Consider the following 22425-nt stretch of genomic DNA (forward strand, 5'->3'; position numbering starts at 1 on the left):
TTATGTTAGATTTTTTGAGTAATCATATTTTAAAAAATCCCCCTGTATTGTTAGGTTTAATCGCTTTTTTAGGTTTAGCTCTACAAAAGAAATCCATATCCGATATTATTAAAGGCACATTGACCGCCGCCTTTGGTATGGTAATCCTAACCACTGGCGTCAATTTAATGTCGGGTACTATTGTGCCTATTAATACTGCCTTTCAAAATCATTTAGGTCTTGAGGTTTCTCAAGGTTTATTAGGGGATAATTTTACGCAAAATTATGGTGGAACAGTAGGCTTGGCGATGTTTGTCGGGCTAATTTTGCACTTGTTAATTGCTCGTTTTACCCCTGTAAAAACCATTTTCTTAACAGGACATATGCTCTGGTGGTTTCCTTTTGTTTTTGTTGCCACAGGCGTTGAAAATGGTTTAACGGGTTGGGTACTAATTACATTTGCTGCAATTTTTTCTGCCCTTTATTGGTCATTGATGCCTTGGATAATGCGTAAATTTGTATGGGATGCCACGGGAGATGATTCTTTTCTTATAGGACACCCAACAGGTATTTTATCTTTAGTTTCTGGTTATGTTGCCAAATGGTTTGGTAATAAAGAAAAATCAACGGAAGATATTAAAGTGCCTGAAAGCCTGTCTTTTTTCCGTGAAATTTCTATTACAGGTGGTATCGTTCTCTTTTTAATCAACTTAATTGTAGGTATTTTTATTCCGACATTAACCCCTGATGGAAATAATCTAATTATGTTTTCTATCAGTGCAGGGATCTCTTTTGGGGCTGGATTATTGGTAATGCTTTATGGGGTGCGTTTATTGATTAATCAAATTATTCCTGCTTTCCAAGGTATTGCTGAAAAACTTGTTCCTGGTGCAAAACCTGCATTTGATGTGCCTATTATCTTTAATTATCGTCCAAATGCGGTGATTATTGGCTTTGTTGTGGCAATGATTACATCTACGTTATTACTCATTTTAGCCAATACCTTTAATATTTTCGGTGTGCTTATCGTGCCATTAGTGATTACCAGTTTCTTTGAGGCCGGTGGTGCAGCGGTAATTGGTGAAGGACAAGGTGGTTTAAAAGGGGCGATTATTGGTACAGCGGTAGCGTCCGTGGTAATGGTTATTCTGGTGGGAATATCAGCTGTTTTATTTAGTACCACTATTCAAAGTTGGTTATTGATTTTTGGTGGCAATGATTTTTCCTTATGGGGTAGTATCGCTCGTCTCTTTGGTGGTTTTTAATGTTTGATTACATAGAGAAAATAAGGGCAATTTTAACCTTAATTGAAGAAAAAGAAAGAATGGCGATAGAACAAACTGTTGAACTTTTTGTTCAAGCTATTACCGAAAAGCGTTCTCTTTACATTTTCGGTGCAAGTCATGCAGGAATTTTAACCCAAGAGCTTTATTATCGTGCAGGTGGATTAATGCTTATTAATCCAATTTTTGCTCGTGAAGTATTATTGGACAGAGAGCCAATTACATTTACTAGCCAAATGGAACGTTTAGAGGGTTATGGCACAGCCATTGCGAGTACGGTTAATTTCCATAAGGATGATATTTTAATTATTCATTCGGTATCAGGACGTAATGCCATTGTTTTAGATTTAGCCTTAGCAGCTAAACAAAAAGGTGTAAAGATTATTGCTTTAACTAATGTTGCTTATTCTCAATCGGTATCGAGTCGGCATGTTAGTGGTCAGCGGTTATTTGAATTAGCTGATGTGGTTTTAGATAACCACGGCGATATTGGCGATGCCACTTGCAAGATACAAGGAATAGAACAAAAAGTTGGTCCAACTTCTACGGTAATAGGTGCTACCATATTAAACACTGTTGTCGTTGAAACTTGTCGCCGCTTGGTTGAACTTGGTGTAACTTCACCGCCTATTTTTTACTCTGCAAATTTAGACGGTGGAGATGAAAAAAATAAGGAACTTTATAATGATTATAAAGAGTCTATTCATTACCAATTTTGAACCTTACACTATTTTGTTAGGGTTAAGCGAGAGTTGATTCCGTAACAGATGTAAGTGAAAGAGGATAAAAGGGATTTAAATCCCTTTTATTTAATAAAAAACTTGCATATTCAAAGCTACTCTTGTATAATCCACCGCACTTTCAATCCGAAAGTCGTTTAATGTAATCATTTATTAAACGTACTGTTACAATAGGTAACAGATAAAATGTTCCCGATTTGGGAGCTAAAATAGGTCTGCTGCACTTCCCTTTATTTAAGTTGTACAAAGGTGATGGTGTCAGTTTTTTATTAGCTAAAAATTATTGGAGCTCTGGTCTAATGCAGAACCAAAGAATCCGTATCCGCTTAAAAGCATTTGATCATCGCTTGATCGATCAATCTACGGCGGAGATCGTAGAAACAGCTAAACGTACTGGCGCACAAGTTCGTGGTCCAATTCCTTTACCAACTCGTAAAGAACGTTTTACCGTATTGATTTCACCACACGTTAATAAAGACGCACGTGATCAATATGAAATCCGTACGCACAAACGTTTAGTTGATATTGTTGAGCCAACAGAAAAAACTGTTGATGCACTTATGCGTTTAGATCTGGCTGCCGGCGTTGACGTGCAGATCAGCCTAGGTTAATTTAAGAGGTTATTACAATGATTGGTTTAGTCGGTCGTAAAGTTGGTATGACGCGTGTCTTCACTGAAGACGGTGTGTCAATTCCAGTTACCGTTATCGAAATTGAATCCAACCGTGTGACTCAAGTGAAAACTCTTGAAAACGATGGCTATTCTGCTGTTCAAGTTACTACTGGCTCTAAAAAAGCAAGTCGTGTAACTAAGCCAGAAGCTGGTCATTTCGTGAAAGCAGGTGTTGAAGCTGGTCGCGGTTTATGGGAATTTCGTACTGAAGGTGAAGAATTCACTTTAGGTCAAGAAATTAATGTTGACATCTTTGCAGATGTTAAAAAAGTTGATGTTACTGGTACATCTAAAGGTAAAGGTTTCCAAGGTGGTGTTAAACGTTGGAATTTCCGTACTCAAGATGCAACTCACGGTAACTCTTTATCACATCGTGTACTTGGTTCTATTGGTCAAAACCAAACCCCAGGTCGTGTGTTTAAAGGTAAAAAAATGGCTGGACACTTAGGTGCTGAACGTGTAACTGTTCAATCACTTGAAGTTGTTCGTGTTGATGTTGAGCGTAAATTATTATTAGTCAAAGGTGCCGTTCCAGGTGCAACTGATAGTAATGTTATCGTGAAACCAGCGGTTAAAGCGTAAGTCAGGAGATAGAGATGGAATTACAAGTTGTCGGTGCTAACGCACTCAGCGTTTCTGAAACTACCTTCGGACGTGAGTTTAATGAAGCGTTAATTCATCAAGTGGTTGTTGCTTATGCAGCAGGTGCTCGTCAGGGTTCTCGTGCACAAAAAACTCGTGCTGAAGTGTCTGGTTCAGGTAAAAAACCTTGGCGTCAAAAAGGTACAGGTCGTGCACGTTCTGGTGATATTAAATCACCAATCTGGCGTTCTGGTGGTATCACATTCGCTGCGAAACCACAAGATCACAGCCAAAAAGTGAACAAAAAAATGTACCGTGGTGCAATTAAAAGCATTCTTTCTGAATTAGTTCGTCAAGACCGTTTGGTTGTGGTGGAAAAATTCGAAATTGATGCACCAAAAACGAAGTCATTAGTTCAAAAATTAAAAGATTTAGCGTTAACAGACGCATTAATCATTACTGCAAGTTTAGATGAAAATCTATTCTTAGCAGCACGCAACTTATATAAAGTTGATGTGCGTGATGTTCAAGGTATCGACCCTGTGAGCTTAATTGCTTTCGATAAAGTGGTGGTTACTGTGGATGCAGTAAAACAAATTGAGGAGATGTTAGCATGATTCAACAAGAACGTTTGCTAAGTGTGCTTAAAGCACCGCTTATCTCTGAGAAAGCAACAAACAATGCTGAAGGCTCAAACACTATCGTTTTCAAAGTGGCATTAGATGCCAATAAAGTTGAAATTGCTAACGCAGTTGCTCAACTTTTCGAAGTGAAAGTAGATTCAGTGCGTACTGTGGTTGTTAAAGGTAAAACTAAACGCCGTGGTGCGAAAGTGGGTCGCCGTAGCGACTGGAAAAAAGCTTATGTTACACTTCAAGAAGGTCAATCTTTGGACTTCGTTGAAGGTGCGACAGAGTAATTAGGAGGAGAAACTAGAAATGGCTATCGTTAAATGTAAGCCGACCTCCGCTGGTCGTCGTCACGTTGTTAAAATCGTGAACCCTGAATTACATAAGGGTAAACCTTATGCACCTTTACTTGATACTAAATCAAGAACAGGTGGTCGTAATAATTTAGGACGTATTACTACTCGCCATATCGGTGGTGGTCATAAACAACATTATCGTTTAGTTGATTTTAAACGTAATAAGTTGGATATTCCAGCGGTTGTTGAGCGTCTTGAATATGATCCAAATCGTTCTGCCAATATTGCATTAGTGCTTTACAAAGACGGTGAACGCCGTTACATCTTAGCACCAAAAGGCTTATCAGTAGGCGATCAAATCCAAGCTGGCGTAAACTCACCAATTAAAGTGGGTAACTCATTACCAATGCGTAATATTCCAGTTGGTTCGACTGTACATAACGTTGAATTAAAACCAGGCAAAGGCGGTCAAATCGCTCGTTCTGCAGGGGCTTATGTACAAATCATCGCACGTGAAGGTAACTACGTTACATTGCGTTTACGTTCTGGCGAAATGCGTAAAGTATTAGCAGAATGTGTAGCAACCATCGGTGAAGTCGGTAACTCTGAACACATGTTGCGTGTACTTGGTAAAGCAGGTGCAAGCCGTTGGAGAGGGATTCGTCCTACCGTTCGTGGTACTGCAATGAACCCAGTAGATCACCCACACGGTGGTGGTGAAGGTCGTAACTTCGGTAAACACCCTGTTACACCTTGGGGCGTTCAAACCAAAGGTAAGAAAACTCGTCACAACAAACGTACTGATAAATTTATCGTACGTCGTCGTGGCAAATAATTTTAATTAAATAAGAGGATAAGCCATGCCACGTTCTCTCAAGAAGGGTCCTTTCCTTGACCTACACTTGTTGAAGAAGGTAGAGAAGGCGGTGGAAAGCGGGGATAAAAAACCAATTAAAACTTGGTCCCGTCGTTCAATGATCATTCCATCAATGATTGGTTTGACCATCGCAGTCCATAATGGTCGTCAGCACGTTCCTGTTTATGTTTCCGATGAAATGATCGGACATAAATTAGGCGAATTTGCACCGACTCGTACATACCGCGGTCACGCTGCGGATAAAAAAGCTAAGAAGTAAGAGGTAAAAGATGGAAACTATCGCAAAACATCGTTACGCTCGCACTTCAGCTCAAAAAGCTCGCTTAGTTGCGGATTTAATCCGTGGTAAGAAAGTAGCAGCTGCACTTGAGATCTTAACTTACACTAACAAAAAAGCCGCGGCTTTAGTGAAAAAAGTTCTTGAGTCTGCGATTGCTAACGCCGAGCACAATGACGGTGCAGATATCGATGATCTCAAAGTCGCTAAGATTTTCGTTGACGAAGGTCCTAGTATGAAACGTGTTATGCCACGTGCCAAAGGCCGTGCAGATCGCATTTTAAAACGTACAAGCCACATCACTGTGGTTGTGTCAGATCGTTAATCGTAGAGGAATAGCAAATGGGTCAAAAAGTCCATCCACATGGTATTCGCCTAGGTATTGTTAAGCCTTGGAGCTCTACTTGGTTCGCGAATACACAAGACTTCGCCGATAATTTAGAAGGCGATTTCAACGTACGTAAATTCTTGAATAAAGAATTAGCGAGTGCTTCAGTGTCACGCATCACTATTGAGCGTCCTGCAAAAAGCATTCGTGTTACTATTCACACAGCTCGCCCAGGTATCGTTATCGGTAAAAAAGGCGAAGATGTTGAAAAATTACGCAACGCAGTAGCGAAAATCGCTGGTGTGCCTGCTCAAATCAACATTGCTGAAGTGAAAAAACCTGAATTAGATGCAAAATTAGTTGCAGACAGCATTGCTTCTCAATTAGAACGCCGTGTAATGTTCCGCCGTGCAATGAAACGTGCAGTACAAAACGCCATGCGTTTAGGTGCTAAAGGTATCAAAGTTGAAGTAAGCGGTCGTTTAGGTGGTGCAGAAATTGCACGCTCAGAATGGTATCGTGAAGGCCGTGTGCCATTACATACACTGCGTGCGGACATCGATTATAACACTGCAGAAGCACATACTACATACGGCGTTATCGGCGTAAAAGTTTGGATCTTCAAAGGTGAAATTTTAGGTGGAATGGCTGCAATTGCACAACAACCAGAACAACAACCTGCCCAGCCTAAAAAGGCACCACGTGGCAAAGGTCGTAAGTAAGGAGAACTGTTAAATGTTGCAACCAAAACGTACAAAATTCCGTAAAGTCCACAAAGGACGCAACCGTGGTCTAGCCGCAGGTACTGAAGTCAGCTTCGGTACATTCGGTTTAAAAGCGGTTGGTCGCGGTCGTTTAACAGCGCGTCAAATCGAAGCGGCTCGTCGTGCGATGACTCGTGCGGTTAAACGTCAAGGTAAAATCTGGATTCGTGTATTCCCTGACAAACCAATTACCGAAAAACCATTAGAAGTTCGTATGGGTAAAGGTAAAGGTAACGTGGAATACTGGGTAGCACTTATCCAACCAGGTAAAGTACTTTATGAAATGGACGGAGTTTCAGAAGAAATCGCTCGTAGTGCATTTGCATTAGCAGCGGCGAAACTTCCAATTAAAACAACGTTCGTAATTAAGACGGTGATGTAATGAAAGCTCAAGAACTAAGAAACAAAAACGTTGAAGAGCTGAATGCTGAGTTAGTGAACCTTTTAGGTGAACAATTCAAATTGCGTATGCAAGCAGCCACCGGTCAGCTTCAACAAACCCATCAGTTAAAACAAGTGCGTCGTAGTATTGCACAAATTAAAACTGTGTTAACCGAAAAGGCGGGTGAGTAATGACTGATAAAATTCGTACAGTTCAAGGTCGTGTAATCAGCGATAAAATGGATAAATCTTTCACTATTGCGATTGAACGCAAAGTAAAACACCCACTATTGGGTAAATTTATCCGTCGTACCACAAAATTACACGTTCACGATGAAAATAACGAAGCAAGAATTGGTGATGTAGTAGAGATCAAAGAATCTCGTCCTATCTCAAAAACCAAATCTTGGACATTGGTTCGTGTCGTTGAAAAAGCAGTTGTTGCTTAATCTTCGATAATCAAAAAATGAAAAGCCTAGCGATTGCTAGGCTTTTTTGTATCAAAAATAATCATTTTTTCAAGGTAGTATACTACCTTTGCTTTATATTGACATATAAAGCAAACTAGCCTGTAAAACTTAATTTCTAAGGAGTTAAAATGAAAAGATTTTTTTTGGTACTTATTAGTGCTTTATGTGTTTTTAATACAGTTAAAGCAGAAGGGACTGCAACAGATAATATGATATGTATTAGTTATAGTCGTTTTATTGATGGTTGCGAACTTGCCTATTTACTTGACAGAGAACCGAGTTTTGATGAATGGCTGAATATGACAAAAAAAGAAGAATTATCACTTCTTGATAATTTAGTTACACATAGTGGAAAGTATTTACCAGAGTATCCGAAAACTGAAAACCGTGCTCCTAATGGCCTTATAGTTCTGAATTCTCAAGCAGTACAAAAAAAATATAGATTTGAATTCAACGAAGCTGATATGTTGAACCTAATAGAACGTATGTTTATTGAATCTAAATATGGAAAAGATTTCTATGTTAGTGAAAAGCTAGCTGAATATATTAGAAATAAGGGGGATAATAGTGGCGTGGTTGGCACTGGGTGCTATACAGACTGGGAAGAGCATTATAAACGTTTGAGTAAGAAAGAACGAGAAGCTCATCAGTCTTGGCTATCTCAAATGTGTAATGTTACTATAAAACAACTTATGCAACCTATGCTAGAACAGCTGAAAAAAGAAGGTGAACTGTAATGTTAGAAGAAATTCAATTCTGGCATATGCAAATGTTCCCTTCTGAAAACCAAGAATTTGTAGAAAATGTTCCTAGCATTCTTCAGCATAAACAAATTATTGGAATTGGCGGAAAAGAAGATGAACGCCAAATTCAAGATTTTTGCTATAAAATGCAAGTGAATGATGTTGTTGCGATTAAAAATGGGAAACAGCTAGTTGCTTTGGTGCAAGTTATTGGTGGTGAATATCTGGTTGCTAATGACGACAGTGAAATTAGCTGGATGAATTATCGTCGACCAATTCGTCTTTTAGATTGGGCGTTAGGTAATGAAATTTTACCCCATTTTCGTAATGCTTTAACTTTTTGCGATAGTGATGATGCGGAGACGACAAAAATCATTAAAGATTGGTGGCTAAGAGTAAAAAAATCTTTTATTGAGCGGAAATTAAATCCGACTGTGTAAATTTTAAAGCTCCTTATGGGGCTTTTTTATTGGAAAAATTTACGATTCTTTACTCACAATTCCCAAAGGAATTGCTCGGGGCTTTGCTCTCATTGCTGAAGCAACGTTGAAATTCCTTTGGAATTTTTCACCGCAGTTTTGGGTTAAATATCAAGAAAAATGGCATTGCAATGAGGTTATTATTTTGCCATAATGTAGTTACATCACTACTTTATTTGGGAAGGGGGAAATATGATGATGACCAGTCGAGAATTTAATCAACATTTGAGTCAAGCTCAAAAAGCCGCTCAAATTGAACCTGTGATTATCACAAATCGTGGTGAACCGAGTTATGTCTTAATGAAATATACTGACTATCAACAACAAATTAAAACCAAACCCTTTCGTAGTGCGTTATCTGCTTTAACGCCGACTATTGAAGGTGTGGGCGATATTGAGTTTGAATTACAGCCACGCAGTACCAAACAACGTCAATCTGTCAATTTTGAGGATTAAAGGATGTATTTGCTTGATACGAATATTCTCAGTGAGATCCGAAAAATAGAGAAAAACAAAGCAAATCAAGGTGTGGTGAATTGGTTAGCCACGATTTCTCAAGAAGATATTTTTATTAATCCTGTGGTATTAATGGAATTGGAACGAGGCGTATTGGCATTAGAACGTAAAGATCCCCAACAAGGGAAACTATTACGAAGCTGGTTTGAAAAAGATATTTGTCGATTTTTCCAAGATAAAACCTTAGTCATTGATAAACGCACAGCTCAAATTTGTGCCAAACTACATATTCCCGATCACGCTCCTGAAAATGATGCGTGGATTGCGGCTACGGCAATTCAATATAATTTAACGTTAGTTACTCGCAATGTGGCAGATTTTTCTCGTACAGGAGTGACGTTGTTTAATCCGTTTGATGAGAATTAATTTTGTATCATTTTTCACTGCACTTTGAATGTGTTATTTCAAGCGCAGTTTATTTCTATAAAGTTTCTGATAGCGAATATTTCCTTGAAAATCCAGTTGATTTTATCTTGCCTTTTTGATAAACTCACCGACCTACTTATCCTAAGGTAAGTAGGTTCGTCCCGCAAGGGTGTTTTTTAACTTAAACGGAGCACTAATATGATCCAGACACAGACTATGCTAGACGTTGCTGATAACTCAGGCGCTCGTAGCGTAATGTGTATCAAGGTTCTAGGTGGATCGCACCGTCGTTATGCTGCTATTGGTGATATCATCAAAATTACTGTGAAAGAAGCAATTCCTCGTGGTAAAGTGAAAAAAGGTGATGTGTTAAAAGCAGTTGTCGTGCGCACTAGAAAGGGTGTTCGTCGCCCAGACGGATCAGTCATTCGTTTCGATGGTAACGCTTGTGTAATTTTAAATAATAACACGGAGCAACCTATCGGTACCCGTATTTTTGGACCTGTGACGCGTGAACTTCGCTCTGAGAAGTTTATGAAGATCATTTCTTTAGCACCAGAAGTACTATAAGGGAGAGATAAGAAATGGCTGCAAAAATTCGTCAAAATGATGAAGTAATCGTTCTTGCCGGTAAAGATAAAGGCAAACGTGGAAAGGTAACTCAAGTGTTACCAAACGGTAAAGTTCTTGTTGAAGGTATTAAAATCATTACTAAACATGAAAAACCTGTACCTGCTTTAGGCAAAGAGGGTGGTTTAGTGAAGAAAGAAGCGCCAATTGATGCGTCAAATGTAGCGATCTTCAATCCAACAACTAACAAAGCTGACCGTGTAGGTTTTAGAATTGAAGATGGCAAAAAAGTCCGTTTCTTCAAATCTAATAATGAAATTATTTAACAAACTGGAGTAATGCGATGGCGAAACTGCATGATTATTACAGAGATCAAGTAGTGAATGAATTGAAAAATAAATTCAACTACGCATCTGTCATGCAAGTCCCACGAATCGAAAAGATTACCCTGAATATGGGTGTGGGTGAAGCATTGACCGATAAAAAATTGCTAGATAACGCAGTAGCGGATTTAGCAGCGATTAGCGGTCAGAAACCTTTAGTAACAAAAGCACGCAAATCTGTTGCTGGCTTTAAAATCCGTCAGGGATATCCAATCGGTTGTAAAGTAACACTACGTGGTGAACGTATGTGGGAGTTCTTTGAACGTTTAATTACAATTGCTGTTCCACGTATTCGTGACTTCCGCGGTTTAAGTGCGAAATCATTTGATGGTCGTGGTAATTACAGTATGGGTGTGCGTGAGCAAATCATCTTCCCTGAAATCGACTATGATAAAGTTGATCGTGTTCGTGGTTTAGATATTACTATTACCACAACAGCGAAGAATGATGAAGAAGGCCAAGCACTACTTGCTGCCTTTAATTTCCCATTCCGTAAATAAGGCAGGTTATCAATGGCTAAACAATCAATGAAAGCACGCGATGTAAAACGCGTTAAATTGGCTGAGAAGTTCTACGCTCAACGTGTAGAGTTGAAAAAAATCATTTCTGACGTCAATTCTTCTGATGAAGATCGTTGGAGTGCGGTGTTAAAGTTACAAACTTTACCGCGTGATTCAAGCCCAAGTCGCCAACGTAACCGTTGTCGCCAAACTGGTCGTCCTCACGGCGTATTAAGTAAGTTTGGTTTGAGCCGTATTAAGGTCCGTGAAGCAGCCATGCGTGGTGAGATCCCTGGTCTTAAGAAAGCAAGTTGGTAATATCCACTTTATTTTGGAATCGGAGTAAAAGCAAATGAGTATGCAAGATCCAATCGCAGATATGTTGACCCGCATTCGTAACGGTCAAGCTGCGAACAAAGTTGCGATCAGTATGCCTTCATCCAAGCTAAAAGTGGCAATTGCCAATGTATTAGCGGAAGAAGGTTACATTGAAAGCGTAAACGTTTTAGAAGGTGTAAAACCTGAATTGGAAATTACGTTAAAATATTTCCAAGGTAAACCAGTTGTAGAAAGTATTCAACGTGTAAGCCGTCCTGGTCTTCGTATTTACAAACGTAAAGACGAATTACCAAAAGTAATGGGTGGTTTAGGTGTCGCTGTGGTTTCTACATCTAAAGGTGTGATGACTGATCGTGCGGCTCGTCAAGCGGGCTTAGGCGGCGAAATCATCTGTTATGTAGCTTAATGGAGAGGTAGGAAAAATGTCTCGTGTTGCAAAAGCACCTGTAACTGTTCCTGCCGGTGTTGAGGTAAAACTTAACGGCCAGCTATTAACAGTGAAAGGTAAGAATGGCGAGTTAACTCGTACCATTCATAACTCAGTTGAAGTTAAACAAGATAATGGTGCATTAACTTTCGCACCACGTGATGGTAGTGTGGGTGCGAATGCACAAGCAGGTACTGCACGTGCGTTAGTCAATGCAATGGTTATTGGTGTTACCGAAGGTTTCACAAGAAAATTACAACTCGTCGGTGTGGGTTATAGAGCACAAGTAAAAGGCAACGTTGTTGGCTTGAGCTTAGGTTTTTCACATCCTGTCGAGCACACTTTACCAGCAGGTATTACTGCAGAATGTCCATCTCAAACCGAAATCGTGTTGAAAGGTGCTGACAAGCAATTAATCGGTCAAGTGGCAGCAGATATTCGTGCATACCGTAAACCTGAACCTTATAAAGGTAAAGGGGTTCGTTATTCAGACGAAGTTGTACGTACTAAAGAAGCTAAGAAAAAATAATTAAGGTAACACTATGGATAAGAAATCAGCTCGTGTCCGTCGTGCAGCTCGTGCTCGTTATATGATGAAAGAGCAAGGTGTCACTCGTTTAGTGGTTCACCGTACTCCACGTCATATCTATGCACAAGTAATTGCACCGAATGGTTCAGAAGTGCTTGCCGCTGCTTCAACAGTAGAAAAAGCAATTAGTGAGCAAGTAAAATATACCGGTAACAAAGATGCCGCTGCAGTAGTAGGTAAAGCTGTTGCTGAACGTGCATTAGCGAAAGGCGTGAAAGAAGTGGCTTTCGACCGTTCCGGTTTTAAATATCATGGTCGTGTCCAATCTTTAGCGGACGCTGCTCGTGAAGCTGGTCTACAGTTCTAATAGAGGAAATTGAGATGTCAAACATCGAAAAACAAGCTGGTGAACTGCAAGAGAAGCTAATCGCGGTAAACCGTGTATCAAAAACCGTAAAAGGTGGTCGTATTATGAGCTTCACTGCTTTAACAGTGGTAGGCGATGGTAACGGTCGTATCGGTTTTGGTTATGGTAAAGCACGCGAAGTTCCAGCAGCGATCCAAAAAGCAATGGAAAAAGCACGTCGTAACATGATCAACGTCGCTTTAAATGAAGGTACATTACAACATCCTGTTAAAGGTGTTCATACGGGTTCTCGTGTATTTATGCAACCAGCTAGCGAAGGTACAGGTATCATCGCAGGCGGTGCAATGCGTGCCGTATTAGAAGTGGCAGGTGTACGTAACGTTTTATCTAAAGCATACGGTTCAACTAACCCAATTAACGTTGTTCGAGCAACAATTGATGCTCTTGCAAATATGAAATCACCAGAAATGGTTGCCGCTAAACGTGGTAAAACCGTTGATGAAATTTTGGGGTAATGAATGATGGCTAAAACTATTAAAGTAACTCAAACTCGTAGCTCAATTGCTCGTTTACCGAAGCATAAAGCCACCTTGAAAGGTTTAGGTCTTCGCCATATTCGTCATACTGTTGAGTTGGAAGATACACCATCTGTACGTGGTATGATTAACCAAGTTTCATATATGGTTAAAGTGGAGGAGTAAGAGAATGCGTTTAAATACTCTATCTCCGGCTGAAGGTGCTAAGCACAGTGCTAAGCGTTTAGGTCGTGGTATTGGTTCAGGTCTAGGCAAGACGGGTGGACGTGGTCATAAAGGTCAAAAATCTCGTACTGGCGGCGGTGTTCGTCGTGGTTTCGAGGGTGGTCAAATGCCTTTATATCGTCGTTTACCGAAATTTGGTTTTACATCAATGAAAGCAGCGGTCACCGCTGAAATTCGTTTGAATGATTTAACTAAAGTCGAAGACAATGTTGTCACGTTAGATTCACTTAAAGCAGCGAACTTAATCACCAAAGATATTCAATTTGTTAAAATCATTTTAGCAGGTGAAGTGAAAGGTGCCGTCACAGTTCGTGGTTTACGTGTAACTAAAGGTGCTAAAGCAGCGATTGAAGCTGCTGGTGGATCAATCGAGGAATAATTAACAGATGGCTAAGCAACCAGGTTATCAAAGTAGAAGTACTCAAAGCGGTAAAGGTGAACTTAAAAGTAGATTGCTTTTTGTATTAGGTGCACTAATCGTTTTCCGTATTGGTTCTTTCATTCCGGTTCCTGGTATTGATGCAGCCGTATTAGCTCAGTTAATTGAACAACAAAAAGGCACCATCATTGAGATGTTTAACATGTTCTCTGGTGGTGCATTAAGCCGTGCGTCAATTTTTGCGTTAGGTATTATGCCGTATATTTCGGCCTCTATTATCATTCAATTATTGACCACGGTTTATCCTGCATTAAATGAATTAAAGAAAGAAGGTGAATCTGGTCGCCGTAAAATGAGTAAGTACACACGTTATGCAACGTTAGGACTTGCGACATTACAAGCGATTGGGATTTCAACCGGTTTACCAAGTATGTTACCAGGCCTTGTACCTAACTTAGGTTTTGGTTTCTATTTCACCGCAGTCATTAGCCTTGTCACAGGAACCATGTTCTTAATGTGGTTGGGTGAACAAATTACAGAACGTGGAATTGGTAATGGTATTTCATTAATTATCTTTGCAGGTATCGTCGCTGGTCTTCCAGCAGCGATTGGTCAAACCATTGAGCAGGCGCGTCAAGGGCAGATGCATCCGTTAGTTCTTTTATTGATTGCCGTCATTGTGTTTGCAGTCACTTATTTCGTTGTGTTCGTTGAACGAGGACAACGTCGAGTGAAAGTAGAATATGCTAAACGTCAGCAAGGTCGTCAAATATTAGGTGGGGGTTCATCCCATTTACCGTTAAAAGTCAATATGGCCGGTGTTATTCCAGCTATCTTTGCCTCCAGTATTATTTTGTTCCCAGCAACAATTACATCTTGGTTTGGTGAGGGTTCTAGTTTGGAATGGTTAACGAATTTATCGTTAATGTTACAACCAGGTCAGCCGATTTATTTGATCGTCTATGCGGCAGCAATTATGTTCTTTAGCTTTTTCTATGCTGCAATGCAATTTAATCCTCGTGATACAGCCGATAATTTGAAAAAATCTGGAGCATTCATCCCAGGAATTAGACCAGGTGAACAGACATCTCGTTATATAGATAAAATTATGACTCGTCTCACATTAGTGGGTGGTCTTTATATTGTCTTCGTATGTTTAGTTCCTTACATTATGATGTCAGCTTGGAACGTCCAATTCTATTTTGGTGGGACATCCTTGTTAATCGTTGTAGTGGTAATTATGGATTTCATCGTGCAGATTCAAAGTCATTTAATGTCAACCAAATATGAATCTGCGTTGAAAAAGGCAAACCTTAAAGGTTTTGGACAATAAGTTGTCCATTTTATAAAGAAAGGATAAGCAATGAAAGTTCGTGCTTCCGTAAAGAGAATTTGTCGTAACTGTAAAATTGTGAAACGTGAAGGTGTAGTACGTGTATTATGTACTGACCCTAAACATAAACAACGTCAAGGTTAATTGATAAATTTTTCTTGCAAAGAACCAGTTGAGCAGTTATACTGCTCAGCTCATTTATGTCCTTGGTATATTGTTTGAGTATCCTGAAACGGGCTTTTCAAGATCAATATACCAATTAGTTAAAAAATAGGAGTGCATAGTGGCCCGTATTGCAGGCATTAACATTCCTGATCATAAACATACTGTAATCGCTTTAACAGCAATTTATGGTATCGGTAAAACCCGCGCACAAGCTATTTGTGCTGCAACAGGTATTACTGAAAGCGTTAAGATCAGAGAATTGTCTGAAGAGCAGATTGATAAACTGCGTGACGAAGTTGGTAAATTTACCGTTGAAGGTGACTTACGCCGTGAAGTAACACTTAACATCAAACGTCTATTAGACTTAGGTTGTTATCGTGGTTTACGCCACCGTCGTAGTTTACCGGTACGTGGTCAACGTACTAAAACTAATGCGCGTACCCGTAAGGGTCCACGTAAGCCGATCAAAAAATAAGTCGGGGTAAAGATTAATGGCTAAAACACCAGTTCGTGCACGTAAACGTGTAAAAAAACAAGTTGTAGATGGCGTAGCTCACATTCACGCATCTTTCAATAACACAATCGTAACTATTACTGACCGTCAAGGTAACGCTCTTGCATGGGCAACCGCAGGTGGTTCAGGTTTCCGTGGTTCTCGTAAATCAACTCCGTTTGCTGCGCAAGTCGCTGCTGAACGTTGTGCTGAAGTCGTCAAAGAATTTGGCTTAAAGAACTTGGAAGTTATGGTTAAAGGTCCGGGTCCAGGTCGTGAATCAACAATCCGTGCATTAAATGCAGCAGGATTTAAAATCACGAACATTACAGATGTGACTCCGATTCCTCATAACGGTTGTCGTCCACCGAAAAAACGTCGTGTTTAATCTGACGTTAGGATAATTGGAGAAAGAAAATGGCAAGATATTTGGGTCCAAAACTCAAGCTAAGCCGTCGTGAAGGCACTGATTTATTTCTTAAATCAGGCGTGCGTGCTATCGATTCTAAATGTAAAATTGATACAGCACCTGGTCAACACGGTGCTCGCAAACCACGTTTATCTGACTATGGTAGTCAGTTACGTGAAAAACAAAAAGTTCGCCGTATCTACGGTATTTTAGAACGTCAATTCCGTAATTACTATAAAGAAGCGAACCGCTTAAAAGGTAATACAGGTGAAAACCTCTTAGTATTATTAGAAGGTCGCTTGGATAACGTTGTTTATCGTATGGGATTTGCTGCCACTCGTGCAGAAGCTCGCCAATTAGTGAGCCACAAAGCGATTGTAGTAAATGGTCGTGTTGTAAACATTCCATCTTTCCAAGTTTCCGTTGATGATGTGATTGCTGTGCGTGAGAAATCTAAAAAGCAAGCTCGTATCAAAGCATCATTGGAATTAGCAGAACAAAAAGAAAAACCAACATGGTTAGAAGTTGATTATGCAAAAATGGAAGGTGTGTTCAAACGTGTTCCTGAACGTTCTGATTTATCAGCAGACATTAACGAACATCTGATCGTTGAGCTTTACTCTAAATAATAGTTAAGCTTACAAGCAAAGAGAGGATAAAATGCAGGGTTCTGTTACAGAATTTTTAAAGCCACACTTAGTGGATATTGAGCAAATTAGCTCAACACACGCTAAAGTGATCTTAGAACCGTTAGAGCGTGGCTTCGGCCATACTCTAGGTAATGCATTGCGTCGTATTCTTTTATCTTCAATGCCAGGTTGTGCTGTCACTGAAGTAGAAATTGAAGGCGTATTGCATGAGTACAGTAGTAAAGAAGGGGTTCAGGAAGATATTCTTGAAGTACTTCTAAACTTAAAAGGCCTAGCGGTTACAGTTCAGAATAAAGATGATGTATTTCTGACACTAAACAAATCTGGAATTGGCCCTGTTGTTGCAGCTGACATCACCCACGATGGTGATGTAGAAATCGTAAATCCTGAACATGTAATTTGTCATTTAACCGATGAAAATGCGTCTGTTAATATGCGTATTCGTGTACAACGTGGTCGAGGCTATGTGCCTGCTTCCGCTCGTGTACATGCTCAGGATGAAGAACGTCCAATTGGTCGTCTGTTAGTAGATGCTTGTTATAGCCCTGTTGACCGTATTGCTTACAATGTAGAAGCCGCACGTGTTGAACAGCGTACTGACTTAGATAAATTAGTTATCGAGTTAGAAACCAACGGTACTATTGATCCAGAAGAAGCAATTCGTCGTGCTGCAACAATTTTAGCGGAACAGCTTGATGCATTCGTTGATTTGCGAGATGTTCGTCAGCCAGAAGTCAAGGAAGAGAAACCGGAATTTGATCCGATTTTACTCCGTCCTGTTGATGACTTAGAGTTGACAGTTCGTTCTGCTAACTGTTTGAAAGCAGAAACAATTCATTATATCGGTGACTTAGTCCAACGTACTGAAGTTGAGTTATTAAAAACACCTAATCTTGGTAAGAAATCACTTACCGAAATTAAGGATGTCCTCGCTTCACGTGGTCTTTCACTTGGTATGCGCCTTGAAAATTGGCCACCAGCAAGTATTGCTGAAGATTAATGGTCAGTTAGGTTAAGATTTTTCTGAGAAGGATAAGGTCATGCGCCATCGTAAGAGTGGTCGTCAACTAAACCGTAATAGTAGTCATCGCCAAGCGATGTTCCGCAATATGGCAAGTTCATTAATTGGTCACGAGATCATTAAAACAACTGTGCCAAAAGCAAAAGAATTACGTCGTGTAGTTGAGCCGTTAATTACATTAGCAAAAGTAGACAGCGTAGCAAATCGCCGTTTAGCTTTCGCTCGTACACGCAGCATTGAAACTGTTGCAAAATTATTTAATGAATTAGGTCCACGTTTTGCTCAACGTGCTGGTGGTTACACCCGTATCTTGAAATGTGGTTTCCGTGCAGGTGATAACGCTCCAATGGCATACATTGAGTTAGTAGATCGCCCTGAAGTAACAGCTGAAGCTGCTGCGGAATAATCTAAAGTTAATACCTAAAAAGCTCACGTTTAGTGGGCTTTTTCTTTTTTAGAATTGAAGTGGTTTGAAATGCGCTTTGCCGATAAAATAGGGGCAAAAATAGTGCGGTGAAAAAAGACATTTTTTTCACCGCACTTTTGCTTATTTTTTCCTATTTGCTTTATGCCCAATATTTTTTCTTTGAGGTTTTACCTAAGCCCGGATTGAAACTATTGGTTGGATCTAACTCACGATAGAATTGACGGAGAGCCGGTTTGGCCTCATATAAATGTCCCACATTATGCTCCGCTGGATATTTTGCGCCACGTTGATCGAGTAGCGCTAACATATCTTCTTCTAATTGATGGCAGTCATGGCCTTTCTTCACAATATAATCTTGATGGAAAACATGGCACATAAAATGGCCATAATAGAGTTTATGACTAATTTTCTGGTTCATCTCCTCAGGCAAGGTTTCAAACCATTGTTCATCATTACGACGTAATGCAATATCCAACGCTACTAAATCTTCTACCTCATCCGCATGAATTGCACGATAACGAATGGCCGCAGAGGCGACAGCAAAACGATGCAACATAGCAGCTTGTGTTTCTTGTGCATTACATTCAAAATAACCGCCTTTGTCGCTTTCTGCAAAATAGTGGGCTAAATATTCTTGTGCCTCCTGAATCCCCTTGCCGCCCATTTTCACAATTAAGTGATGTTCGTATTTATCACGGTATTGACGCAAACTATCAGGCAAATGCTGTGGAATAAATTTTGAGCCGAATTGCAAGAGTTTATCGCTAAAGTCCTGTAATCCTATTTTTTTCGCCAGCCGATCAACTTTGGCTTTTAGCGCAAATAGCCTTGGGAGACGATGCGTGCCAAATTTTTTAATCACCCAGAACGTATCTTTACCGTATTCTGCCGCCACATCAAAGGCATCTCGATGGATATATTCGCCCGAAATTGGCAGTTGTTGAAATTCAGCGAGTATATAGCGACGAATATCATTTAACACTTGGGTTTGATTGGTGCCAATATAAAAAACGGCGGTGTCTTTTTCTAAGGGAAAAGTATCAAGTCGCACTGCAAAAATCGCTAATTTGCCTGCACAACCCGAGGCCTCATAATGGCGGTTGGGATCCGCATTAAAACGGGCAGGACTATCTTCATTGACCTGACGTACATGATGACAATAAGCATGATCATGACCCCGTTTTTCCGTTTGATGTACTTGTTCAGGTTGATATTGTCCCGTTTGTAAATTTTGTAAAATTTCTTCTGGTGTGCTACCCAGATCAATCCCTAAATGGTTATGTAAAGTTAGCTCACCCTTTTCATCCAGTTGAGCAAACAGGGACATTTCAGTATAGGCCGGACCTCGTTGCACCAACGCCCCACCAGAATTATTACAAATTCCCCCGATCACCGAGGCGCCAATACAAGAAGAACCAATCACGGAATGCGGTTCACGTTGATGAGGCTTAAGTAATAATTCCAGTTCATTCAAGGTTGAACCAGGTAAACAGACCACTTGTTCTGCCTGATTAATCAACTGAATGCCACTAATCCGCATGGCATTGATAATCACAATATCCCGATCATAATCATCACCACTCGGCGTTGAACCGCCTGTCAGTCCTGTATTGGCGGCTTGTGAAATCACGATCACATCTGCCTCTACACAGGCTTTGAGTACCTGCCAAAATTCCACTAACGTAGCGGGACGAACGACGGCAATGGCTTTGCCAGAGCCGAAACGATAGCCACTACGATATTGCTCATTTTTGGCCGGATCGGTGATCACATAATGTTTACCGACAATTTGATGAAGTTGCTGAATAAGTTGTGTTGACATAAGGTTCCCTCGTTAAAATAATCACGGCGTATTTTATTTACTTTCCAAATCCACCCCTAAGACTTCAGGGATCAGTTTAATTTCACCATAAAGATGATGCAAGATTTCTTTATCCTCTAAATCTGCTCGTAACACCAATTTAATTTCCCCATGATATAAATCTTTGATATTCATATCTTCAATATCACAATGCTGTTGTGCAAATAAGGCTTTGATTTTATTAATACCCGCCATATCATTCAAGTGAACAGTTAGGGTCGCTTTAATGTCAGCAGGACGATGACGTTGTACATAACGCTGTACAATCGGACTTAAACGAATCGCAATGAAGATCATCATGGTAGCCAAAATTGCATCAAAAAAGAAACCCGCCCCCGAGGCAATACCAATCCCCGCCGCTGCCCAAATAATTGCCGCCGTCGTTAAGCCAGAAATCGCATCATTGCTTTTACGCAAAATTACCCCCGCCCCGAGGAAACCGATACCACTAATCACTTGTGCCGCTAATCGCATGGGATCGGTACGAATATTTTGTGATACTTCCGCATAATATTCCGCCGATTGAATCGACACAATGGTCAAAATACAGGTGGTAATTGAGATAATCACACAGGTTTTAACCCCGACAGGTTTACGTTTCAATTCCCGCTCTAAACCGATAATGCCACCGAGACACATGGCAACGCATAATTTCATTAAAATAATGAAATGTGATGAATTAATCACTGCTAAAAATAATGCTTGTATATTTTCCATTAGATCATCTCTTGTTCTATTAATCTATTCACCTCTGGCATGATACCCCGCCACAAGGCAAACGAATGAGCAGCTTGTCCTACTAACATCCCAAAACCGTCGCTCATGTTTTTCACGCTAAGGGATTTTGCCCATGCCAAAAAGGGCGTATCGCCTTGTTTTGCATATTGCATATCATAAACAGCATGCGCCAATGACAACAGTTCTGGTGCAATGGGTGCCGTTTTTCCTTGTAAGCCCAATGACGTTGCATTAATTATCACATCAAAAGGTTGCACAGAAATGTCGGTTAATTGCACCGCACTTATTTGACCATATTGGCCAAATTTATCGGCTAAATCCTGCGCTTTTTCCAAGGTTCGGTTGGCCAACACAATATGTTGCTTGGCTTGCAACAATGGTAACAATACCCCTTGGGTTGCGCCGCCAGCACCTAAAATTAATAACGTTTGATGGGGTCTTAACCAACCTAAACGTTGTAAATCACTGACTAAGCCCGCCCCGTCCGTGTTATCTGCATAGAGATCGCCATTCTCCAACTTTTTCAGCGTATTACAAGCTCCCGCTGTTAATGCTCGTTCACTGTAAACCTGAGCAAGCTGATAAGCACGTTGTTTAAAAGGGGCCGTAATATTACAGCCTTTTGCCCCTTGCGCAAAGAAGTCGAGGAGCTGTTGTTCAAACTGAACCTCATCACCAAGCAGCGCATCATATTGCATTATTTGTCCCGTTTGTTGGGCAAAAAAGTGATGAATTTGAGGTGATTTGCTTTGTGCAATAGGGTTACCCCAAACCGCATAGCGATCAACGGCGGTAGTATGAGGAGCAATAACGGTATTTTGTGGCATATTTTTATCCCTGTCTAACAATTTGATTCGTCAATAAATCTCGAATTTCTGACGGATTTTTAGCCCCACCCACCGACATATCGACCACTGGAAAATATTCACCAAATTGTGACCGCACTTCTTCGGCTGTTTTACAAGGGGGCAACCCCGTTAAATTGGCACTGGTTGACGTTAAAGCAAAGCCCGTCGCTTGGCATAATTGTACTACCGCCGGATGACGGCATAAACGCACAGCAATGCTGTCAAATTTCCCCGTGAGGAATGCGGGCACTTCGGCACGAGCTGGCACAACCCAAGTCGTTGGGCGAGCATATTGTGCTTGTAATCTTGCCCAATGTTGCGGCGTAAAATCTTTGGTTTCAATAAATGGCAAAAGAAAATCCAACTCTGGCGCCACCAAAATCAAGCCTTTCTCGACAGGGCGTTGCTTTAAAACTAACAACTTTTCCACCGCACTTTGGCTTAAGGGATCACAACCTAAACCAAACACCGCCTCGGTTGGATAAGCAATGACCTGTTCGGATTTTAATAAATTGACTAATCTGTTCATATAATTGTATTGGTTTAAATAAAAAAGAAACGCTAGCACGAACCAGCGTTTCTTTATTCACTATTGTAACTCAGAATGGTTGTTTCTATATAATAATATAATGTAATATATAAAATTCATAATTATGAATAAGTTAAGTTTATTTTAGCTAGCTTGTACACTAATATTGTAAATTAAAGCTCTTTTTTTAATGGTATTTGTTATTTATTTTTACACTTTATAGAATAGCAATAATTTTCCGTAGAAGCTAGTAAAGTTACTACAAATCTTACCACAATATAATAAAGGGTTATCTAAGGTATATCAATTCTGA

The 22425-nt window shown here is 40.2% G+C and carries 38 protein-coding genes; 34 read left to right on the forward strand and 4 right to left on the reverse strand.

Annotated features, from left to right (window positions below; translation table 11 throughout):
* The first annotated feature begins 2 nt into the window (after positions 1-2).
* The 34 genes from ACTG7X_RS08110 to rplQ all read left to right on the forward strand — a co-directional run bounded on the left by ACTG7X_RS08110 (position 3) and on the right by rplQ (position 18115).
* Positions 3-1244: a PTS ascorbate transporter subunit IIC gene (locus tag ACTG7X_RS08110; protein WP_439258011.1), complete on the forward strand. Its 1242-nt coding sequence runs from the start codon at positions 3-5 to the stop codon at positions 1242-1244.
* Positions 1244-1981, forward strand: coding sequence for a sugar isomerase domain-containing protein (locus ACTG7X_RS08115; protein ID WP_439258012.1), 738 nt, complete (start codon positions 1244-1246; stop codon positions 1979-1981). Before ACTG7X_RS08110 ends, ACTG7X_RS08115 begins: the two co-directional genes overlap by 1 nt.
* Positions 1982-2301: 320 nt before the next feature.
* Positions 2302-2613 carry a 30S ribosomal protein S10 gene (gene rpsJ, locus ACTG7X_RS08120; protein WP_001181005.1) on the forward strand — a complete coding sequence of 104 codons (312 nt, stop codon included), beginning with the start codon at positions 2302-2304 and terminating at the stop codon, positions 2611-2613.
* Positions 2614-2630: 17 nt separating this feature from the next.
* Positions 2631-3257: a 50S ribosomal protein L3 gene (rplC, locus tag ACTG7X_RS08125; protein WP_386687933.1), complete on the forward strand. Its 627-nt coding sequence runs from the start codon at positions 2631-2633 to the stop codon at positions 3255-3257.
* 14 nt (positions 3258-3271) lie between these two features.
* The gene (gene rplD / locus ACTG7X_RS08130; RefSeq protein ID WP_386691562.1) at positions 3272-3874 is read left to right on the forward strand and encodes a 50S ribosomal protein L4; all 603 of its coding nucleotides are present in this window, start codon (positions 3272-3274) and stop codon (positions 3872-3874) included.
* On the forward strand, positions 3871-4176 hold the full coding sequence (rplW, locus tag ACTG7X_RS08135; protein ID WP_439242696.1) for a 50S ribosomal protein L23: 306 nt from the start codon (positions 3871-3873) through the stop codon (positions 4174-4176). The genes rplD and rplW overlap by 4 nt, the downstream gene beginning before the upstream one ends.
* Positions 4177-4195: 19 nt before the next feature.
* On the forward strand, positions 4196-5017 hold the full coding sequence (gene rplB, locus ACTG7X_RS08140; protein WP_439242698.1) for a 50S ribosomal protein L2: 822 nt from the start codon (positions 4196-4198) through the stop codon (positions 5015-5017).
* A gap of 25 nt (positions 5018-5042) precedes the next feature.
* Positions 5043-5318 (forward strand): 30S ribosomal protein S19, encoded by a 276-nt coding sequence (gene rpsS, locus ACTG7X_RS08145; RefSeq protein ID WP_005539416.1) that lies wholly within the window; start codon positions 5043-5045, stop codon positions 5316-5318.
* Between the two features lie 10 nt (positions 5319-5328).
* Positions 5329-5661, forward strand: coding sequence for a 50S ribosomal protein L22 (gene rplV / locus ACTG7X_RS08150; protein WP_012072223.1), 333 nt, complete (start codon positions 5329-5331; stop codon positions 5659-5661).
* Positions 5662-5678: 17 nt separating this feature from the next.
* A complete protein-coding gene (gene rpsC / locus ACTG7X_RS08155; RefSeq protein ID WP_132299970.1) occupies positions 5679-6386 on the forward strand; it encodes a 30S ribosomal protein S3 in 708 nt (235 codons plus the stop codon).
* A gap of 13 nt (positions 6387-6399) precedes the next feature.
* The gene (gene rplP, locus ACTG7X_RS08160) at positions 6400-6810 is read left to right on the forward strand and encodes a 50S ribosomal protein L16 (protein WP_386687911.1); all 411 of its coding nucleotides are present in this window, start codon (positions 6400-6402) and stop codon (positions 6808-6810) included.
* Positions 6810-7001: a 50S ribosomal protein L29 gene (rpmC, locus tag ACTG7X_RS08165; protein ID WP_078239930.1), complete on the forward strand. Its 192-nt coding sequence runs from the start codon at positions 6810-6812 to the stop codon at positions 6999-7001. The genes rplP and rpmC overlap by 1 nt, the downstream gene beginning before the upstream one ends.
* Positions 7001-7258, forward strand: coding sequence for a 30S ribosomal protein S17 (gene rpsQ, locus ACTG7X_RS08170; protein WP_386695009.1), 258 nt, complete (start codon positions 7001-7003; stop codon positions 7256-7258). Before rpmC ends, rpsQ begins: the two co-directional genes overlap by 1 nt.
* A gap of 149 nt (positions 7259-7407) precedes the next feature.
* Entirely contained in the window at positions 7408-8016 is a 609-nt protein-coding gene (locus ACTG7X_RS08175; protein WP_439258013.1) for a hypothetical protein, read from the forward strand.
* On the forward strand, positions 8016-8462 hold the full coding sequence (locus ACTG7X_RS08180; protein ID WP_439258014.1) for a pyruvate kinase: 447 nt from the start codon (positions 8016-8018) through the stop codon (positions 8460-8462). The genes ACTG7X_RS08175 and ACTG7X_RS08180 overlap by 1 nt, the downstream gene beginning before the upstream one ends.
* 231 nt (positions 8463-8693) lie before the next feature.
* Positions 8694-8957: a type II toxin-antitoxin system Phd/YefM family antitoxin gene (locus ACTG7X_RS08185; protein WP_439258015.1), complete on the forward strand. Its 264-nt coding sequence runs from the start codon at positions 8694-8696 to the stop codon at positions 8955-8957.
* A 3-nt stretch (positions 8958-8960) separates the two neighbouring features.
* Complete coding sequence (locus tag ACTG7X_RS08190; protein WP_439258016.1) at positions 8961-9383, forward strand: type II toxin-antitoxin system VapC family toxin; 423 nt, start codon at positions 8961-8963, stop codon at positions 9381-9383.
* A 198-nt stretch (positions 9384-9581) separates the two neighbouring features.
* The gene (rplN, locus tag ACTG7X_RS08195) at positions 9582-9953 is read left to right on the forward strand and encodes a 50S ribosomal protein L14 (RefSeq protein ID WP_132302868.1); all 372 of its coding nucleotides are present in this window, start codon (positions 9582-9584) and stop codon (positions 9951-9953) included.
* A gap of 14 nt (positions 9954-9967) precedes the next feature.
* The gene (gene rplX / locus ACTG7X_RS08200) at positions 9968-10279 is read left to right on the forward strand and encodes a 50S ribosomal protein L24 (RefSeq protein ID WP_439242719.1); all 312 of its coding nucleotides are present in this window, start codon (positions 9968-9970) and stop codon (positions 10277-10279) included.
* Positions 10280-10296: 17 nt separating this feature from the next.
* The gene (rplE, locus tag ACTG7X_RS08205) at positions 10297-10836 is read left to right on the forward strand and encodes a 50S ribosomal protein L5 (RefSeq protein ID WP_132302870.1); all 540 of its coding nucleotides are present in this window, start codon (positions 10297-10299) and stop codon (positions 10834-10836) included.
* A gap of 12 nt (positions 10837-10848) precedes the next feature.
* The gene (gene rpsN, locus ACTG7X_RS08210) at positions 10849-11154 is read left to right on the forward strand and encodes a 30S ribosomal protein S14 (protein WP_132302871.1); all 306 of its coding nucleotides are present in this window, start codon (positions 10849-10851) and stop codon (positions 11152-11154) included.
* Positions 11155-11188: 34 nt separating this feature from the next.
* Entirely contained in the window at positions 11189-11581 is a 393-nt protein-coding gene (rpsH, locus tag ACTG7X_RS08215; RefSeq protein ID WP_439242721.1) for a 30S ribosomal protein S8, read from the forward strand.
* Positions 11582-11597: 16 nt separating this feature from the next.
* Positions 11598-12131 (forward strand): 50S ribosomal protein L6, encoded by a 534-nt coding sequence (rplF, locus tag ACTG7X_RS08220; RefSeq protein WP_439242723.1) that lies wholly within the window; start codon positions 11598-11600, stop codon positions 12129-12131.
* Positions 12132-12144: 13 nt separating this feature from the next.
* On the forward strand, positions 12145-12498 hold the full coding sequence (gene rplR / locus ACTG7X_RS08225) for a 50S ribosomal protein L18 (protein WP_439242725.1): 354 nt from the start codon (positions 12145-12147) through the stop codon (positions 12496-12498).
* A 14-nt stretch (positions 12499-12512) separates the two neighbouring features.
* On the forward strand, positions 12513-13013 hold the full coding sequence (gene rpsE / locus ACTG7X_RS08230; RefSeq protein ID WP_132302875.1) for a 30S ribosomal protein S5: 501 nt from the start codon (positions 12513-12515) through the stop codon (positions 13011-13013).
* A 6-nt stretch (positions 13014-13019) separates the two neighbouring features.
* Positions 13020-13199 carry a 50S ribosomal protein L30 gene (gene rpmD / locus ACTG7X_RS08235; RefSeq protein ID WP_132302876.1) on the forward strand — a complete coding sequence of 60 codons (180 nt, stop codon included), beginning with the start codon at positions 13020-13022 and terminating at the stop codon, positions 13197-13199.
* Positions 13200-13203: 4 nt separating this feature from the next.
* Positions 13204-13638, forward strand: coding sequence for a 50S ribosomal protein L15 (gene rplO / locus ACTG7X_RS08240; protein WP_439242727.1), 435 nt, complete (start codon positions 13204-13206; stop codon positions 13636-13638).
* 7 nt (positions 13639-13645) lie between these two features.
* A complete protein-coding gene (secY, locus tag ACTG7X_RS08245) occupies positions 13646-14971 on the forward strand; it encodes a preprotein translocase subunit SecY (RefSeq protein WP_439242729.1) in 1326 nt (441 codons plus the stop codon).
* A gap of 30 nt (positions 14972-15001) precedes the next feature.
* Positions 15002-15115, forward strand: a complete 114-nt coding sequence (gene rpmJ, locus ACTG7X_RS08250; protein ID WP_012072236.1) for a 50S ribosomal protein L36 — start codon at positions 15002-15004, stop codon at positions 15113-15115.
* 139 nt (positions 15116-15254) lie between these two features.
* Positions 15255-15611: a 30S ribosomal protein S13 gene (gene rpsM, locus ACTG7X_RS08255; RefSeq protein ID WP_439258017.1), complete on the forward strand. Its 357-nt coding sequence runs from the start codon at positions 15255-15257 to the stop codon at positions 15609-15611.
* 16 nt (positions 15612-15627) lie between these two features.
* Positions 15628-16017 (forward strand): 30S ribosomal protein S11, encoded by a 390-nt coding sequence (gene rpsK, locus ACTG7X_RS08260; protein WP_132302881.1) that lies wholly within the window; start codon positions 15628-15630, stop codon positions 16015-16017.
* Between the two features lie 29 nt (positions 16018-16046).
* Positions 16047-16667, forward strand: coding sequence for a 30S ribosomal protein S4 (gene rpsD / locus ACTG7X_RS08265; protein ID WP_439258018.1), 621 nt, complete (start codon positions 16047-16049; stop codon positions 16665-16667).
* A 31-nt stretch (positions 16668-16698) separates the two neighbouring features.
* Entirely contained in the window at positions 16699-17688 is a 990-nt protein-coding gene (locus tag ACTG7X_RS08270; protein ID WP_439242732.1) for a DNA-directed RNA polymerase subunit alpha, read from the forward strand.
* 40 nt (positions 17689-17728) lie between these two features.
* On the forward strand, positions 17729-18115 hold the full coding sequence (gene rplQ, locus ACTG7X_RS08275; protein ID WP_439258019.1) for a 50S ribosomal protein L17: 387 nt from the start codon (positions 17729-17731) through the stop codon (positions 18113-18115).
* A gap of 160 nt (positions 18116-18275) precedes the next feature.
* Here the strand turns inward: rplQ and dld are convergent, their stop codons facing one another.
* The 4 genes from dld to ACTG7X_RS08295 are packed head-to-tail and all read right to left on the reverse strand — an operon-like array spanning position 18276 to position 22112.
* The gene (dld, locus tag ACTG7X_RS08280; protein ID WP_439258020.1) at positions 18276-19958 is read right to left on the reverse strand and encodes a D-lactate dehydrogenase; all 1683 of its coding nucleotides are present in this window, start codon (positions 19956-19958) and stop codon (positions 18276-18278) included.
* Between the two features lie 33 nt (positions 19959-19991).
* A complete protein-coding gene (locus tag ACTG7X_RS08285) occupies positions 19992-20714 on the reverse strand; it encodes an MgtC/SapB family protein (RefSeq protein ID WP_439242738.1) in 723 nt (240 codons plus the stop codon).
* Positions 20714-21562, reverse strand: a complete 849-nt coding sequence (gene aroE / locus ACTG7X_RS08290; RefSeq protein WP_439258021.1) for a shikimate dehydrogenase — start codon at positions 21560-21562, stop codon at positions 20714-20716. Before aroE ends, ACTG7X_RS08285 begins: the two co-directional genes overlap by 1 nt.
* Positions 21563-21566: 4 nt before the next feature.
* On the reverse strand, positions 21567-22112 hold the full coding sequence (locus tag ACTG7X_RS08295) for a Sua5/YciO/YrdC/YwlC family protein (RefSeq protein ID WP_439258022.1): 546 nt from the start codon (positions 22110-22112) through the stop codon (positions 21567-21569).
* Between the last annotated feature and the right edge of the window lie 313 nt (positions 22113-22425).

Source organism: Lonepinella sp. BR2271, assembly GCF_051851515.1.
Classification (GTDB): Bacteria; Pseudomonadota; Gammaproteobacteria; order Enterobacterales; family Pasteurellaceae; genus Lonepinella.

Excerpts from the sequence above, each read along its gene's own strand:
- ACTG7X_RS08110 (WP_439258011.1), top strand. The coding sequence starts at position 3 with ATGTTAGATTTTTTGAGTAATCATATTTTAAAAAATCCCCCTGTATTG.
- ACTG7X_RS08115 (WP_439258012.1), top strand. The coding sequence starts at position 1,244 with ATGTTTGATTACATAGAGAAAATAAGGGCAATTTTAACCTTAATTGAA.
- rpsJ (WP_001181005.1), top strand. The coding sequence starts at position 2,302 with ATGCAGAACCAAAGAATCCGTATCCGCTTAAAAGCATTTGATCATCGC.
- rplC (WP_386687933.1), top strand. The coding sequence starts at position 2,631 with ATGATTGGTTTAGTCGGTCGTAAAGTTGGTATGACGCGTGTCTTCACT.
- rplD (WP_386691562.1), top strand. The coding sequence starts at position 3,272 with ATGGAATTACAAGTTGTCGGTGCTAACGCACTCAGCGTTTCTGAAACT.
- rplW (WP_439242696.1), top strand. The coding sequence starts at position 3,871 with ATGATTCAACAAGAACGTTTGCTAAGTGTGCTTAAAGCACCGCTTATC.
- rplB (WP_439242698.1), top strand. The coding sequence starts at position 4,196 with ATGGCTATCGTTAAATGTAAGCCGACCTCCGCTGGTCGTCGTCACGTT.
- rpsS (WP_005539416.1), top strand. The coding sequence starts at position 5,043 with ATGCCACGTTCTCTCAAGAAGGGTCCTTTCCTTGACCTACACTTGTTG.
- rplV (WP_012072223.1), top strand. The coding sequence starts at position 5,329 with ATGGAAACTATCGCAAAACATCGTTACGCTCGCACTTCAGCTCAAAAA.
- rpsC (WP_132299970.1), top strand. The coding sequence starts at position 5,679 with ATGGGTCAAAAAGTCCATCCACATGGTATTCGCCTAGGTATTGTTAAG.
- rplP (WP_386687911.1), top strand. The coding sequence starts at position 6,400 with ATGTTGCAACCAAAACGTACAAAATTCCGTAAAGTCCACAAAGGACGC.
- rpmC (WP_078239930.1), top strand. The coding sequence starts at position 6,810 with ATGAAAGCTCAAGAACTAAGAAACAAAAACGTTGAAGAGCTGAATGCT.
- rpsQ (WP_386695009.1), top strand. The coding sequence starts at position 7,001 with ATGACTGATAAAATTCGTACAGTTCAAGGTCGTGTAATCAGCGATAAA.
- ACTG7X_RS08175 (WP_439258013.1), top strand. The coding sequence starts at position 7,408 with ATGAAAAGATTTTTTTTGGTACTTATTAGTGCTTTATGTGTTTTTAAT.
- ACTG7X_RS08180 (WP_439258014.1), top strand. The coding sequence starts at position 8,016 with ATGTTAGAAGAAATTCAATTCTGGCATATGCAAATGTTCCCTTCTGAA.
- ACTG7X_RS08185 (WP_439258015.1), top strand. The coding sequence starts at position 8,694 with ATGATGATGACCAGTCGAGAATTTAATCAACATTTGAGTCAAGCTCAA.
- ACTG7X_RS08190 (WP_439258016.1), top strand. The coding sequence starts at position 8,961 with ATGTATTTGCTTGATACGAATATTCTCAGTGAGATCCGAAAAATAGAG.
- rplN (WP_132302868.1), top strand. The coding sequence starts at position 9,582 with ATGATCCAGACACAGACTATGCTAGACGTTGCTGATAACTCAGGCGCT.
- rplX (WP_439242719.1), top strand. The coding sequence starts at position 9,968 with ATGGCTGCAAAAATTCGTCAAAATGATGAAGTAATCGTTCTTGCCGGT.
- rplE (WP_132302870.1), top strand. The coding sequence starts at position 10,297 with ATGGCGAAACTGCATGATTATTACAGAGATCAAGTAGTGAATGAATTG.
- rpsN (WP_132302871.1), top strand. The coding sequence starts at position 10,849 with ATGGCTAAACAATCAATGAAAGCACGCGATGTAAAACGCGTTAAATTG.
- rpsH (WP_439242721.1), top strand. The coding sequence starts at position 11,189 with ATGAGTATGCAAGATCCAATCGCAGATATGTTGACCCGCATTCGTAAC.
- rplF (WP_439242723.1), top strand. The coding sequence starts at position 11,598 with ATGTCTCGTGTTGCAAAAGCACCTGTAACTGTTCCTGCCGGTGTTGAG.
- rplR (WP_439242725.1), top strand. The coding sequence starts at position 12,145 with ATGGATAAGAAATCAGCTCGTGTCCGTCGTGCAGCTCGTGCTCGTTAT.
- rpsE (WP_132302875.1), top strand. The coding sequence starts at position 12,513 with ATGTCAAACATCGAAAAACAAGCTGGTGAACTGCAAGAGAAGCTAATC.
- rpmD (WP_132302876.1), top strand. The coding sequence starts at position 13,020 with ATGGCTAAAACTATTAAAGTAACTCAAACTCGTAGCTCAATTGCTCGT.
- rplO (WP_439242727.1), top strand. The coding sequence starts at position 13,204 with ATGCGTTTAAATACTCTATCTCCGGCTGAAGGTGCTAAGCACAGTGCT.
- secY (WP_439242729.1), top strand. The coding sequence starts at position 13,646 with ATGGCTAAGCAACCAGGTTATCAAAGTAGAAGTACTCAAAGCGGTAAA.
- rpmJ (WP_012072236.1), top strand. The coding sequence starts at position 15,002 with ATGAAAGTTCGTGCTTCCGTAAAGAGAATTTGTCGTAACTGTAAAATT.
- rpsK (WP_132302881.1), top strand. The coding sequence starts at position 15,628 with ATGGCTAAAACACCAGTTCGTGCACGTAAACGTGTAAAAAAACAAGTT.
- rpsD (WP_439258018.1), top strand. The coding sequence starts at position 16,047 with ATGGCAAGATATTTGGGTCCAAAACTCAAGCTAAGCCGTCGTGAAGGC.
- ACTG7X_RS08270 (WP_439242732.1), top strand. The coding sequence starts at position 16,699 with ATGCAGGGTTCTGTTACAGAATTTTTAAAGCCACACTTAGTGGATATT.
- rplQ (WP_439258019.1), top strand. The coding sequence starts at position 17,729 with ATGCGCCATCGTAAGAGTGGTCGTCAACTAAACCGTAATAGTAGTCAT.
- dld (WP_439258020.1), bottom strand. The coding sequence starts at position 19,958 with ATGTCAACACAACTTATTCAGCAACTTCATCAAATTGTCGGTAAACAT.
- ACTG7X_RS08285 (WP_439242738.1), bottom strand. The coding sequence starts at position 20,714 with ATGGAAAATATACAAGCATTATTTTTAGCAGTGATTAATTCATCACAT.
- aroE (WP_439258021.1), bottom strand. The coding sequence starts at position 21,562 with ATGCCACAAAATACCGTTATTGCTCCTCATACTACCGCCGTTGATCGC.
- ACTG7X_RS08295 (WP_439258022.1), bottom strand. The coding sequence starts at position 22,112 with ATGAACAGATTAGTCAATTTATTAAAATCCGAACAGGTCATTGCTTAT.